We start from the raw sequence: 13,050 nt of genomic DNA on the forward strand, positions 1-13,050 counted from the left end.
GGGGGGCGGGCTCGGTGATCCTCGTGGCCGGGCGGCGTGGGGGGGTTTGGGCCCACACCGTTTAATTTTTTTTTAATTTTTTTTTTTAACCGGCGGGACTTTGGGGGGGGCGTTTTCTTTTGGCGGCGCGCTATCCTCAAGAGCCAAGGGTCCTGGCGACGTTGTCGCTAAAGACGGGCTTTGCAATCGTCGCTATTATCACTGCAATGCTTGTGCCTGCAGTTCGCAAGAATCGAGGCGGCACAACGGCGACTCGAACATCCCGGCCTCTTCATGCAGACCTTCGAATGGATCATTGTCCTCCTGCTCGGCGCCGCGCTGCTCTCGGCACTGGCGCGTCGCCTTGGCGTGCCCTATCCGGCCTTTCTGGCCATCGGCGGTGCGTTGATCCCGTTCCTGCCGAACAGTCCGGAATGGACACTCGATCCACATCTGGCGCTCACCCTGTTCGTAGCCCCGGTCCTGGTTGATTCCGCCTACGACACATCTTTGCGTGATCTGCGGGACAACTGGATCCCGGTCGCGGGTCTCGTGTTGATGGCAGTGGGCTTGACGACGCTCACCGTGGCTTTGGCGGCGCGATGGCTGGTGCCGGATATGTCCTGGGCCGTTGCAGTCGCGCTCGGCGCCATCGTGGCGCCGCCGGATGCAGCCGCGGCGACAGCCGTCATGCGGCAGGTCAAACTTCCGCACCGGCTGCTGAAGATCCTCGAAGGCGAAAGCCTGCTCAACGACGCCAGCGCGCTGCTCCTTTACAAGCTGGCTGTCATGGCCGTGCTGGGCGGTGGGCTTTCGCTATCGAGTGGGGCACCGGTCTTTCTGCTGACGGTTTTCGCGAGTGTTGCCGCGGGATACGTCCTGGCGCGCGTGCTCACGCCGGCAACACGTTTCGAGGACTTTCCGACTTCGATCATCGTCCAGTTCGCCATGACATTCGGCATCTGGATCGCCGCCGAGGCGGTCGGCCTTTCGGGCATCCTGACCATCGTCGTCTATGCAATGACGATCGCCAACACACGTGGGCCGAGCATGCCGGCCAGGCTGCGGGTGCCGGTTTATGCCGTGTGGGAGGCTGTGGTCTTCATCCTCAACGCCATGGCTTTTGTGTTGATCGGCATGCAGATCGGCCCGATCTGGGAACGGCTGACGCCCGATATGCGCGACAACTATGTGCTGTTCGCCGCGGCTATCCTTGCTGTCGTCATTCTCACGCGCTTTGCTTGGGTGATGAGCTACAACAAGCTGATCCGCTGGCGCATAGAGCGGTACGGCTTCCACCCGCCTCGGCCGATGGCGCGACCGACGCGCGAGGGTGCGATCATGATCTCCTGGGCCGGCATGCGAGGCATCGTCACCCTTGCCGCCGCCTTTTCCATACCTGAGGTGCTGCGCGACGGTTCTCCTTTTCCCTATCGCGATCTGATCCTGTTCACGGCCTTCGCGGTGGTCTTTGGCACATTGGTATTGCAAGGACTGACGCTGAGGCCGCTGATCCTATGGCTGGGGCTTTCCGACAATGATCCCGTCGGACAGGAGGTGCGATATGCCCGCACCCAGGCTTACAAGGCTGCAGTCGCCTCCATTGGGGAGGATGACAGTCTTGCCGCCAAGCTGCTGCGTAAGGAATACGGCGCCATTGTCGAGCTGTGCGAGGTCGGCGGCGAGCCGTACCAGGCGGCCGGTATGCCGGGCGGTGCATTGCGTCTTCAAGCCATTGCCGCAGCCCGTGCCCGCGCAATCGAATTGAGGCGGACCTTCGTCATCGGTGACGACGCATACCATGTTCTGGAAGAGGAATTCGATTGGGCCGAACTCAGTGCTGTCGGTCGAGGCGAGCCGGCGTGATCCTGACGGAAGCACGCGAGACCATCCGATCCACCATCAGCGCTATATGAGCCTCGATCTCCTCGCGCAGATGCGCGCGGGCCACGCTGTCGCTGGTCACGAGGTAAAGATCGACCATGGTGCCGACAACGACGCTCAGGAAGCGCAACTGCACCGGTTCGACGCTTTGCTGGCTTGGGACATAGCGCGCGAGGAACGGCAGGAGCAGTTCCCCTGTTATACCGGTCTGACCGCCCCCTTGCTGGTCTGCTTCGATAGGGCGGATCGATCGCATCGCAGCGAGCAGGCCGGTGTGGGCAGGAATAGACTCTGCGGCCTCCAGATAGTGTGACAGCAGAATGCCTGCAGCTTCTGCTGCGGTAAGGTCTGCGGGCAGCGCCTCCAGCTTGCTCGCGCATTGCGCGACGATGCGCTTCACCGTCGCTTCATACGCAGCAAGCAGCAGCGCTTCCCGGTCGATGAAATAGCGATAGATCGTACCCACCGCCGTACCGGTTTCTGCGGCAACGCGGGTTGTCGTTACGGCCTCATGCCCATCAACCGCGACTATCGCCTCCACCGCTGCAAGCAAAGCAGCGCGTGTCTTCAGCGCGCGGTCCTGGCGCGGTTCGACGGGTTTCGAGGGAGGTGGTCGCTCCATAAGTGAAACATTTTCATCTTTATTGACAGCTGTCCAGCGCAAGCGCATTGTTTCGACATAGCGACGCTGCGCAGGGAGAGGGCGATGCGTTTACTCTTGGCACGGGGTGCAGTTCTCGCGAGCGGGATCTGCTTGGGCGGTTTCGCCTCGGCTGCCGAACTTAAGGTGGAAGCCGGCGACGGTGCGGCCGAGAAGCTGGTCGAGGTGCTGATTTCGGCACAACCGGGCGACACGGTGGTGATCGGCGCGGGGCGCATCGAACTTACCGAAGGCCTGTCGCTCGACGTCGACGACGTAACCGTGAAGGGCGCGGGGCCCGATCAGACGGTGCTTTCGTTGAAAGGTCAGACAGGCTCGGGGGAGGGGCTTCTGGTCACGTCAAATCGCGTTGTCCTGGAGGACTTCGCTGTCGAGGACGCCAAGGGCGATGGCGTGAAATCCAAGGGCTCCGACCAGATCACCTTCCGCAACCTGCGCGTCGAATGGACGAACGGGCCGAACGAAAAAAATGGTGCCTACGGCGTCTACCCGGTTTCTTCAAAGCATGTGCTGATCGACAAGGTGACCGTGCGAGGCGCTTCGGATGCCGGAATTTATGTCGGCCAGAGCGAGGACGTCATCGTCCGGAATTCGAGGGCGGAATACAATGTCGCCGGCATCGAGATCGAGAACTCGATGCGCGCAGATGTCTACAAGAATGTCGCCACCCACAATACCGGCGGCATCTTGATATTCGATCTTCCTAACCTGCCGGTGCAGGGTGGGCACGATATCCGCGTGTTCGACAATGACGTCGTTGACAATGATACCGCGAATTTCGCCCCGAAGGGCAACACCGTGGCTATGGTTCCGAAAGGCACCGGCATCATGGTGATGGCGAACCGTAACGTTCATGTGTTTGGCAATCGCCTGTCCGGCAACGGCACGACGCATGTGCTCATCGGGGCTTATCCCAAGGACTACGACGACAAAAACTACATGTTCGTTCCGCGCGGCGTCTTCGTGCATGGCAACACTTATGGCGAGGGCGGCAACGCGCCCGACGGCGAAGTGGGTAAGATGATCACGGATATTTCCGGCTCGCCCGTGCCGGATATCGTATGGGACGGGGTGACGAGGATCCCTGAATATCTAAGCTGGGTTTCGGCCGAAAACCGAGTCTATGTAGACGAGGCGGAAGGCACCAGCTTCGTCAATCTGAAGATGCTCTCCCAGCTTCTGCTGCCCTGGGGCTGGTGGCCCGATACCGATATTGCGGACTACAAAGGAAGCCTCCCCGAGCCCCAAGCCGTCAAACTGCCACAGGATGGCGGGGCGTGAAGATTCGAGGGTCTGTCCGGTCGTTGATTGCGGCGGCGGCAGCCGTCATTTCGCTCGGCACTCCCGCTCAAGCCATCTCCGATACAGCCATTCTGGCCACGAAGCCGCCGAAGCAATTGTCGGAATTCGATTTCTTCGAAGACGCACAAAAGCAAATACCGGCAACGGGTGTCTTGCCATTTCGGTTGGCGACGCCGCTTTTCTCGGACGGTGCCGACAAGTTCCGTTTCGTCTATCTGCCGAAAGCACAGCCAGCGAAATACGATCCCGTCGAAGCTTTCGGCTTCCCTGTCGGAACAGCATTGATCAAGACTTTCGCCTTTCCCGCAGATCACCGAAAGCCAGGCGAGAAGCTGCGCTTGATCGAGACTCGCGTGCTCCTGCATCAAACGGATGGCTGGCAGGCATGGGCCTATCTCTGGAACGACCAGCAGACAGATGCGACGCTGAAGATCGCCGGGGCCAAGGTCGGCATTTCAACCGTCGGAACCGATGGTGCACAGCTTTCCTTCGAATATTCCGTGCCCAACAAGAACCAGTGCAAGGCCTGCCACGCCTTCAACGGCAAAATCACGCCACTCGGGCCGAAGGCCCGTAACCTCAATACCGATTATGCCTATGCGAGCGGAAGTGAAAACCAGATCGCTCATTGGGCGGCTGCCGGTCTGCTCTCGGGGGTGCCAACTCCGGCCGAAGTGCCCGCGGCAGCCGACTGGCATGATGCGACGGCGCCGCTGGAAAAACGCGCGCGCACATGGCTCGATGTCAACTGCGCGCATTGCCATCGGGCTGAGGGGCCTGCCAGCAACACCGGGCTGTTCCTCACATTCAACGAGGATGTTCCGGTGCGATACGGCGTCATGAAGCGACCGGCAGCGGCAGGCCGGGGCTCAGGGGATCGTGAGTTCGATATCGTGCCAGGGAAGCCTGATCGTTCGATCCTGATCTATCGTGTGGAAAGCACGGTGCCGGGCATTATGATGCCCGAACTCGGGCGGCACATCGCGGACCGGGATGCGGTTAAGCTGTTGTCTGATTGGGTCGCTTCCCTGCGCTAGTGCGCAGCCAATCTACCCTCGAAGCACGCCCATTTGAACGTGTGCATCCTGCTCTCCGAAAGCCGATCCCGATCATCGGAAAACCGTAGCAGCCAACAAAAAAGGGCCCTCGAACCCGACGGTTCGAGGGCCCTGACGTTCGATGGGTCAAGCCGCTTGATTGCCCTTCAGTCGCTTGCTGCACAGGCTGTAATAACCGCCGCCCTTCTGAATCCAGCGCAGTCCGTTCAGCGTGCCGGCTTCCTTGTTGGCGTGATACTGCTTGAGGCAGGAATGCATGCGTGCCTTTGCCGGCGTCTCGTTCTTGAAATCGGCGGCGATTTCAGTCGGGAACGTAACCCCGGCTGGTGCTTCTGCCGGATTGGAGGTGGCTTTCGCTTCCTTCTTGTCCAGCGAATGGCCGCATTCCGCGGTTCGGTATTCGTCCCATCCGCGTCCGTTCAGCTGATCGTTGCGCTTGGCTTCCTGATAGCGTGCGCCACACTCCTTGAAGGAAACGAAGGCCTTTGTCGCTTTTGTGGCTGCTGCTGCGTCGCTCGTGTTGGCCACGGTAGCGCCAGTATCAGCTGACGCAGCATCGGCGTCTGCCGGCGCGCTGCTGTCAGCCGTAGCTGCGCCGCACTCCGCCTTGCGGAAGGCGGTCCAGTTCATTCCGTTCAGCGTGTCGGCCTCTTTCGCGGCCTGATACTTGGTGCTGCATTCTTTCATCGTCAGTGCACTGGCAGGCGCAGTGCTGAATGAGAACATGATGGTCGCGGCAGTGGCCGCCAGATAGAGAACTCGCATAAACCCCTCCGGTGAGTGCTAAATACTCTATCTGTATACTATTTGTTCTTTCTATGTTCCAGCAGATTCTGCAGCGGGGGACAAAAAAGAATCGCGCAGACGAATCCGCGCGATTCCAAAATGCTTCGTCTTGGCGTGTGCCGTCGATCAGCTCTTCAGACGGGCGTTGCAGAGGCTGTAGTACCCGCCGCCCTTCTGGATCCACTTCAGGCCGCCGAGTGCGTTGGCGTCCTTCGCAGCATAATATTGGTCAAGGCAGGTGTGCATGCGGGCCTTGCCCGGAGCTTCCGAGGAATACTTCCTCGAAATGACGTTCGGGAACTTGACGCCACTTGGAGCCTTCGCGGTCGGGGTTTCCGGCTCGTTGGTGTAGGTGGCTTCATCGGCGGCCGGCACGGTGTCGTCGTCATTGGCGCTGGCGCTGCAATTGGCCTTGCGGAAGTCATTCCATTTCAGGCCACCCAGTGTGCCGCCGCTCTTGGCGGCCTGATATTTGGTCGAGCATTCGGCCATGGTCAGACCTTTGCCGCCGGCTGCATCGGCTGCCTTGGTCGACGCCTTGGTAGGCTTGGTCTCGATCGCAGCCGTGGCGCCAGGGCCGCACTCAGCTTTGCGGAAGTCGTTCCACTTCATACCGTTCAGCGTATCGGCCGCCTTGGCAGCCTGGTATTTGGCAGAGCATTCCTTGGCCGTAAGGCCCTTGGCGTCGTCATCGGCCGCTGCCGCGGCCTTGGTTTTCTTGGTCGTGTCAATGGCTGCAGTGGCACCCGGGCCGCACTCCGCCTTGCGGAAGTCGTTCCACTTCATGCCGTTCAGCGTATCGGCCGCCTTGGCAGCCTGATACTTGGCCGAGCATTCCTTGGCTGTAAGGCCCTTGGCGTCGTCATCGGCCGCAGCCGCTGCCTTCTTGGCGGGCTTGCTGTCGTCCGTGCTCGCCTTCGCTTTCTTCGCCGGTTTGGTTTCTTCGGTGGCGCTGGCATCCGTACCGCACTGCGCCTTCCGGAACTGGTTCCAGGTCTGGCCGTTCAGCGTGCCGGCGTCCTTGGCCGCGTTATACTTGGTGCTGCACTCTGCCATCGTGAGCGCACTGGCCGGCTGGGCCAGGAACAATGTCACGACGGCAAGGCCCGTCAATGTAGCAAGTCGATCGATGAGCATAGCGTTCTCTCCGTTGTGCCACTCACAATCAATCCCATGCGAGCAATAGCGCGTAAGGCTTGCTTGCGCCAGCACGACAGCCGCATCTTCCGCCGTGCATTCGTGTGAGCATCGGAACCAATGCGACACATTTTTGGCGGGGCAATAAATTTCTAAGATTCATAACGTAGAATAACACAAAGTGATGGCTTGGCACGGGGCAGTTGTGGCATTAGCAGCCTTCGGGCAAACAGCCAGGGACTCATAGTAGATGTCGGGACGTTATTTCGGAACGGATGGTATTCGCGGGCGCGCCAACAAGTTCCCGATGACTGCGGAAATCGCCATGAAGGTCGGCATGGCCGCCGGTCTCTCCTTCCAGCGTGGCAGTCATCGTCATCGTGTCGTGCTGGGCAAGGATACCCGGCTTTCCGGTTACATGATCGAAAATGCACTGGTCGCCGGTCTGTGTGCGGCAGGCATGGATGTCTTCCTGCTTGGCCCGATTCCGACGCCGGCGGTGGCGATGCTGGTCCGCTCGCTGCGCGCCGATATCGGCGTCATGATCTCGGCGTCGCACAACCCCTATTACGACAACGGCATCAAGCTGTTCGGCCCCGACGGCTACAAGCTTTCCGACGAGATCGAAGAGCGCATCGAAGCCATGCTCGACGAGGATGTCGAGATGGCGCTGGCCGATTCCGACAGTCTTGGCCGTGCCAAGCGTGTCGACGGCGTCCATGACCGCTACATCGAATTCGCCAAGCGGACCATGCCGCGCTCCATGTCGCTGTCCGGCCTGCGTATCGTCATCGATTGCGCCAACGGCGCCGGCTATAAGGTTGCGCCCGCCGCCCTTTGGGAATTGGGCGCCGACGTGGTCGCGATCAATGTCGAGCCGAACGGCTTCAACATCAACAAGGAGTGCGGTTCCACCCATCCGGCGGAACTGCAGAAGAAGGTTCACGAAGTACGCGCCGACATCGGCATTGCGCTCGACGGCGATGCCGACCGCGTCGTCATCGTGGATGAGACCGGCACGATCGTTGACGGCGATCAGATCATGGCGCTGATCGCCGAATCCTGGCACCAGAACGGCCGTCTCGCCGGCGGCGGCGTCGTTTCCACCGTCATGTCCAACCTTGGCCTGGAACGTTTCCTGACCGATATGAAGCTGCAGCTTCACCGCACGAAGGTCGGCGACCGCTATGTCGTCGAGCATATGCGCGCGCATGGCTTGAATGTCGGCGGCGAACAATCTGGCCACATCGTGCTTTCCGATTTCTCGACCACCGGCGACGGTCTGGTTTCCGCGCTCCAGGTGCTTGCCTGCGTGAAGCGCCAGAACCGGCCGGTCAGCGAGCTGCTCAGGAAATTCGAGCCGGTGCCGCAGCTTTTGAAGAATGTCCGCTTCTCCGGCGGCAAGCCGCTCGAGGAAGCACCGGTCAAGGCCGCCATCGAAGAGGCGCAGAACAGGCTCGGCAAGAAGGGCCGGCTGGTCATTCGTCCGTCCGGTACGGAACCTCTCATCCGCGTCATGGCCGAAGGCGACGATCCCAAGCTGGTTGAAGAAGTCGTCAATGACATTGTCGGCGTGATTGCCGAAGTGCGCAGCGCCGCCTGAAGCTTACCCGCCATCGCAGATCTGAACGCAAGGCCCGCTTTTGCGGGCCTTGCGCTTTTTTCGGGCGAAGTTGTGAGCAGCATCTCCAGACAATTCTAAGCAATTATAGTTAACTGATACGGTTAAACGCCTTTTAACCTTTGCAATTCATTATCCACACCCGAGGTCAATCATGTTCGGGCACGAACCCGACGTCTCAAGGGTGACAAGGATGTACAATTTCGGAAGGAAGGCAGCCGTTGCCGGCTTGCTGCTATCCGGCCTCGCTGCGCCGGCTCTGGCGGCGGATATAGCCGAGCCGCCGGTCGTGGAAGCGCCGGCGCCTATGGCGCCGGTCTATGAAGAGGCCGACTATGGCGGCTGGTACATCCGCGGCGATCTCGGCTACCGCAAGTCCAATATGGACAGTCCGGAATATGTCCTTCCCTTCGGCCAGGTCGGCCGTTTCGACACCCACGAGCTGAAGGGCGGCTTTTCGGTGGGCGGCGGTGTCGGTTATCAGGTCACCAAATACTTCCGCACCGACCTTACGCTGGATTATTGGTCAAAGACCAAGTTCAACGGCGGCACGTCAGGCTTCTGCGGTACCGGCCTGCCCTGTACCTCGACCGACACCAGCTCTTATTCGGCGCTGCTGCTTTTGGCCAACGCTTATGTCGACATCGGCACTTGGCACGGTATCACGCCTTACGTCGGTGCCGGTATCGGTGGTGCGAACCTCAAATGGAACAGCCTGATCAACACGGATCCTGATGGCGAATTCGAACATGAGGGACATTCCAGCTGGCGCTTTGCCTATGCGCTCATGGCTGGTGCTTCCTACTGCCTGACCGATACCACCAAGCTCGACGTCGGTTACCGCTTCAGCCACATCAATGGCGGCCGCATGTTCGGTTATAGGGCGGGCGGCGGCCCCGGCTTCGACGATGGCATCAACACGCATGAAGTGCGCGCGGGCCTGCGCTACCAGTTCGGTGGCCGGTCGGATTGCGCACCGCCTCCGCCGGTCTACGTGCCGGAGCCCGAGCCGGAACCGGTTTACACAAAGTAGTTCCTGCCTCAAAAATTCCAGAACCGCCCGGCAATGCTGGGCGGTTTTCGTTGGAACATCAGCGGATCACCAGCCCAGCCACAGCGCGATAAGCGCCAGAAAGGCCGGGATGGCTTGGACGTATAGAATCTTGCGGTTTGCAGTGGCGGCGCCGTAGAGGCCAGCCACGACAACGCAGACAAGAAAGAAGGTCTTCACCTGGAAGCCGGGCTCTCCGAGATAAAGCCCCCAGACCAGGCCGGCTGCGAGGAAGCCGTTATAGAGACCCTGATTAGCCGCCAGCACTTTCGATGCCTTGGCGAAATCCGGCGTTAGCCCGAATGCCTTATGGCCGCGCGGTGTGTCCCACAGCACCATCTCCAGATAGACGATATAGGCGTGGATCAGTGCGACCAGGCCGATAAGCACGGTAGCGATCATTGTTTCCCTCCCGCATGAAATGCCCATCGATGTTCCTGTAGACTTTGACGCCGTGCAAGGGGCACGGATGGGCTTGCGAACGCAGCCGGCTTGATGTCTGTTCGCGCCAACTCAATCACAATTCCTGGTGAAGCAATGTCGTTCGAGAAACTGGATGAACTTGGCCGTAAGCTAGAGGCGTTGGAACACGCCCAAGCCATACTTGGAGCGGATGAGGCCACCCATATGGCGGTCGGCGGCGGTGAAAAGCGCGCCGAGGCGATGGCGACCTTGGCCGGTATATATCATCGCCAGGCCACGGCACCGGAAGTCGCTGACTGGATCGGCGCTGCCAAGACCGAGAGCCTGGACGAAGATCAGCAATCGGCACTGAGGGAATTCGAACGCCAATATACCAACCTGACCTGCCTGCCGGCGGAATTCGTCGAGCGGCAGACAGCGGCACGACTGCGTTCGGAGCAGCTGTGGCGGGATCTTCGCGCCAAGAACGATTGGGCGGGGTTTCGCCCGGCGCTCGAAAACATCGTCGCATTGGTACGCGAAGAGGCAGGCATGCGGGCGGATGTCCTCAAGCTGTCACCTTATGACGCGCTGATGGAACAATACGATCCGGGAAACCGTGCTGCCGATATCGCGCCGGTTTTTGCCGAACTCAAGATCTTCCTGACGGATTTCGTGCCGGAAGCTCTCGCTGTCCAAGAAGAACGGCTGGCGAACCGGCCGCTGAAACCGCTGTCGGGGGTCTATCCGATTGAAAAACAGCGGGAACTGGGCCTAACTCTGATGGCCGCGGTCGGGTTCGACCTCAACCACGGTTCGCTTTCGGTGTCGCACCATCCGTTCTGCGGCGGTGTACCCACCGATGTGCGTATCACCACCCGCTACAAGACCTCGGATTTCCTGTCGGCATTGATGGGCGTGCTGCATGAAACCGGCCACGCGCTTTACGAACAGAACTTGCCAAAAGCGTGGTCGCACTGGCCGCTTGGCAAGGCACGCGGAATGGCTGTGCATGAAAGCCAGAGTCTGTTCGTGGAAAAGCAGCTCGGCCGCAACCCAGCCTTTTGGCGCTGGGCGCTGCCGGTGGTCGAGAGGGACCTTGGCGAAGCCTGGACGCTGGAAGATCTCCTGCCACACGTGCATCGTGTCGAGCGGGGGCTGATCCGCGTCGATGCCGACGAGGTCACCTATCCGCTGCACGTCATCTTGCGCTTCGAACTGGAGCAGGATCTGGTCTCGGGCCGTCTGGAGGTCGCCGAGCTACCGGAAGCGTGGGATGCCAAGATGCGTGCATATCTTGGGCTTTCCACCATCGACAATGCGGCCGACGGACCAATGCAGGACGTGCATTGGCCTTCTGCTGCCTTCGGTTATTTCCCCTCCTATACGCTGGGTGCCATGATGGCAGCGCAGCAATGGGCGGCGTTGACCCGTGAGCATCCCTCCGCGGATGACGATATCGCTCGCGGCGATTTCGACGCCGTCAACGCCTGGCGGCGGGAGCGCATCTGGTCGCAAGGTTCGCGCTACTCCACGCCGGAACTTCTTGAACGCGCGACCGGCGAAAAACTGAATGCTGCACATTTCATCGCGCACCTGAAGCGGCGCTACGGCAAATCGTGATAGGTTCGCAGCGCGAAGAACAATGCCGGACCGCCTTTCGTGACCGAACGCGACACCCTTTCGACAGCGCAGCAAGTTGCATCAGCTATCGCGCAGGCCGTGCGTGGCGGTCATCTCGTACCAGGCCAGCGTCTCACCGAGGCCGAACTGGCCTCCCGGCACGGCGTATCGCGCTCTTCAGTTCGGGAGGCGTTCCAGCGGCTGACGGCTGACAGGCTGCTTGCTTTCGAACCCCATCGAGGGGTGACGGTACGCAGGCTGTCGCGCAAGGAGGTCGATGATCTTTTTGCGGTGCGTGGTGCACTTGAAACATTGGCTGTCGGCCTTGCTGTGCCGGTGCTGCGCGCATCGCCGGCAAGGCTGCTTGCCCTGCAGGCGGAGATGGACGACGCGGTCGCGGCCAATGATATGACGAAGTTCTCCAACGCCAACACGCGTTTTCATGCCTTGTTTCCTGAGGTCATCGATAACGCCCTGCTGGCTGAAACACTGACCAGGCTGTCCAACTCGCTCTACTGGCTGCAGTTCCGCATGCTGGTCGATCGTCAGGACGTCTTTGCCAGCAATGCCGAACATCGCCGCATCGTCGAAGCCGTTCTAGCCGATGACAGACTGTCTGCAGAAATGGCGATCCGGGAACACATCATCGCTTCCGGCGCGCTCATCCAGAGGCTGTCCGACGATCATTTCGCACCCGCCTGACGGTTTTCCCCCCAAGACGCTTCGCTCGGGGTGCGACTTGCACGTTCCCGGATTGTAGGACAATATTGTTAGACAATCCAAGGGAGCGCCCGATGAAACCGACCGCCGGCTACCAGCCGATTCCGTTGCCAGATTTTCAAGAGCTTCCGCTGGAAACCATGCGGGCGAATGCCGAGGCCTTTTATGCGGAAATGCGCGCGCGCCACACCGTGCGCGAATTCTCGACAAAGCCGGTGCCGCGCGACATCATCGAAACCTGCATCCTGGCGGCGGGCACGGCACCGAACGGCGCCAACCATCAGCCTTGGCATTTCGCGGTGATCGGCGATGCCGCCATCAAGAAACGCATCCGCGAGGCAGCTGAGATCGAGGAGCGAGCCTTTTATGAGGGCAGGGCCGGCGAGGAGTGGCTGGCGGCGTTGGCCCCGCTCGGCACTGATGCGGACAAGCCGTTCCTGGAGGAGGCGCCCTGGCTTATCTGTATTTTTGGCGAGCGCCGCAGCCGTTCGGCTGATGGTGTGATGCGCAAGAATTATTACGTACCGGAGTCGGTGTCGATCGCGACCGGTTTTCTGATCACCGCCATCCACCGCGCTGGCCTCGTCGCGCTGACACACACACCGAACCCGATGAGCTTCCTGAACGAGATTTGCAGTCGCGACCTGCACGACAAGCCCTATATCCTGCTGGTTGTCGGCTATCCGAAGGAAGGCGCAACCATCCCGCGGCATGCGATCGAGAAGAAGCCGTTGGCGGAAATAGCCACCTTCCTTTGAGGCGCCTGGAGGGTTTTTTTCTGGAGCTGCCCCTTCCGATCCGCAGCGTCCGGCGCCATCCTGTCTAG

The 13,050-nt window shown here is 60.4% G+C and carries 12 protein-coding genes; 8 read left to right on the forward strand and 4 right to left on the reverse strand.

From position 1 onward, the window contains the following. Positions 1-273 precede the first annotated feature (273 nt). Positions 274-1,845 (forward strand): cation:proton antiporter, encoded by a 1,572-nt coding sequence (locus L4923_RS04900; RefSeq protein WP_239362496.1) that lies wholly within the window; start codon positions 274-276, stop codon positions 1,843-1,845. Here the strand turns inward: L4923_RS04900 and L4923_RS04905 are convergent. Next, a complete protein-coding gene (locus L4923_RS04905) occupies positions 1,814-2,485 on the reverse strand; it encodes a TetR/AcrR family transcriptional regulator (protein ID WP_239362498.1) in 672 nt (223 codons plus the stop codon). The two genes, L4923_RS04900 and L4923_RS04905, sit on opposite strands and share 32 nt — an antisense overlap. Before the next feature lie 84 nt (positions 2,486-2,569). Between L4923_RS04905 and L4923_RS04910 the strand changes: the two genes are divergently transcribed. Beyond that, positions 2,570-3,805 carry a parallel beta-helix domain-containing protein gene (locus L4923_RS04910; RefSeq protein WP_239362501.1) on the forward strand — a complete coding sequence of 412 codons (1,236 nt, stop codon included), beginning with the start codon at positions 2,570-2,572 and terminating at the stop codon, positions 3,803-3,805. Further along, a complete protein-coding gene (locus L4923_RS04915; RefSeq protein ID WP_239362504.1) occupies positions 3,802-4,863 on the forward strand; it encodes an SO2930 family diheme c-type cytochrome in 1,062 nt (353 codons plus the stop codon). The genes L4923_RS04910 and L4923_RS04915 overlap by 4 nt, the downstream gene beginning before the upstream one ends. A 147-nt stretch (positions 4,864-5,010) precedes the next feature. Here L4923_RS04915 and L4923_RS04920 read toward each other — a convergent pair whose 3' ends face one another. Together L4923_RS04920 and L4923_RS04925 are read right to left on the reverse strand one after the other, a co-directional pair. After that, positions 5,011-5,649 carry an antifreeze protein gene (locus L4923_RS04920; protein ID WP_239362507.1) on the reverse strand — a complete coding sequence of 213 codons (639 nt, stop codon included), beginning with the start codon at positions 5,647-5,649 and terminating at the stop codon, positions 5,011-5,013. A gap of 147 nt (positions 5,650-5,796) precedes the next feature. Further along, positions 5,797-6,456 carry a hypothetical protein gene (locus tag L4923_RS04925; protein WP_425530905.1) on the reverse strand — a complete coding sequence of 220 codons (660 nt, stop codon included), beginning with the start codon at positions 6,454-6,456 and terminating at the stop codon, positions 5,797-5,799. 601 nt (positions 6,457-7,057) lie between these two features. Between L4923_RS04925 and glmM the strand changes: the two genes are divergently transcribed. Both glmM and L4923_RS04935 read left to right on the forward strand, forming a co-directional pair. Continuing rightward, on the forward strand, positions 7,058-8,410 hold the full coding sequence (glmM, locus tag L4923_RS04930; RefSeq protein WP_239362512.1) for a phosphoglucosamine mutase: 1,353 nt from the start codon (positions 7,058-7,060) through the stop codon (positions 8,408-8,410). Between the two features lie 211 nt (positions 8,411-8,621). Continuing rightward, a complete protein-coding gene (locus tag L4923_RS04935) occupies positions 8,622-9,461 on the forward strand; it encodes an outer membrane protein (protein WP_239362513.1) in 840 nt (279 codons plus the stop codon). 66 nt (positions 9,462-9,527) lie between these two features. Here L4923_RS04935 and L4923_RS04940 read toward each other — a convergent pair whose 3' ends face one another. Then, positions 9,528-9,881 (reverse strand): DUF1304 domain-containing protein, encoded by a 354-nt coding sequence (locus L4923_RS04940; RefSeq protein WP_239362514.1) that lies wholly within the window; start codon positions 9,879-9,881, stop codon positions 9,528-9,530. Positions 9,882-10,016: 135 nt separating this feature from the next. On the opposite strand from L4923_RS04940, the gene L4923_RS04945 reads away from it, so the two are divergent. The 3 genes from L4923_RS04945 to L4923_RS04955 all read left to right on the forward strand — a co-directional run bounded on the left by L4923_RS04945 (position 10,017) and on the right by L4923_RS04955 (position 12,982). Further along, positions 10,017-11,504 carry a carboxypeptidase M32 gene (locus L4923_RS04945; protein ID WP_239362515.1) on the forward strand — a complete coding sequence of 496 codons (1,488 nt, stop codon included), beginning with the start codon at positions 10,017-10,019 and terminating at the stop codon, positions 11,502-11,504. A gap of 39 nt (positions 11,505-11,543) precedes the next feature. After that, positions 11,544-12,206 carry a GntR family transcriptional regulator gene (locus L4923_RS04950; protein ID WP_239362516.1) on the forward strand — a complete coding sequence of 221 codons (663 nt, stop codon included), beginning with the start codon at positions 11,544-11,546 and terminating at the stop codon, positions 12,204-12,206. 92 nt (positions 12,207-12,298) lie between these two features. Further along, positions 12,299-12,982 carry a nitroreductase family protein gene (locus L4923_RS04955; RefSeq protein ID WP_239362517.1) on the forward strand — a complete coding sequence of 228 codons (684 nt, stop codon included), beginning with the start codon at positions 12,299-12,301 and terminating at the stop codon, positions 12,980-12,982. The last annotated feature ends 68 nt before the right edge of the window (positions 12,983-13,050 follow it).

It is taken from the genome of Terribium retamae (genome assembly GCF_022347545.1).
GTDB lineage: Bacteria > Pseudomonadota > Alphaproteobacteria > Rhizobiales > Rhizobiaceae > Mesorhizobium > Mesorhizobium retamae.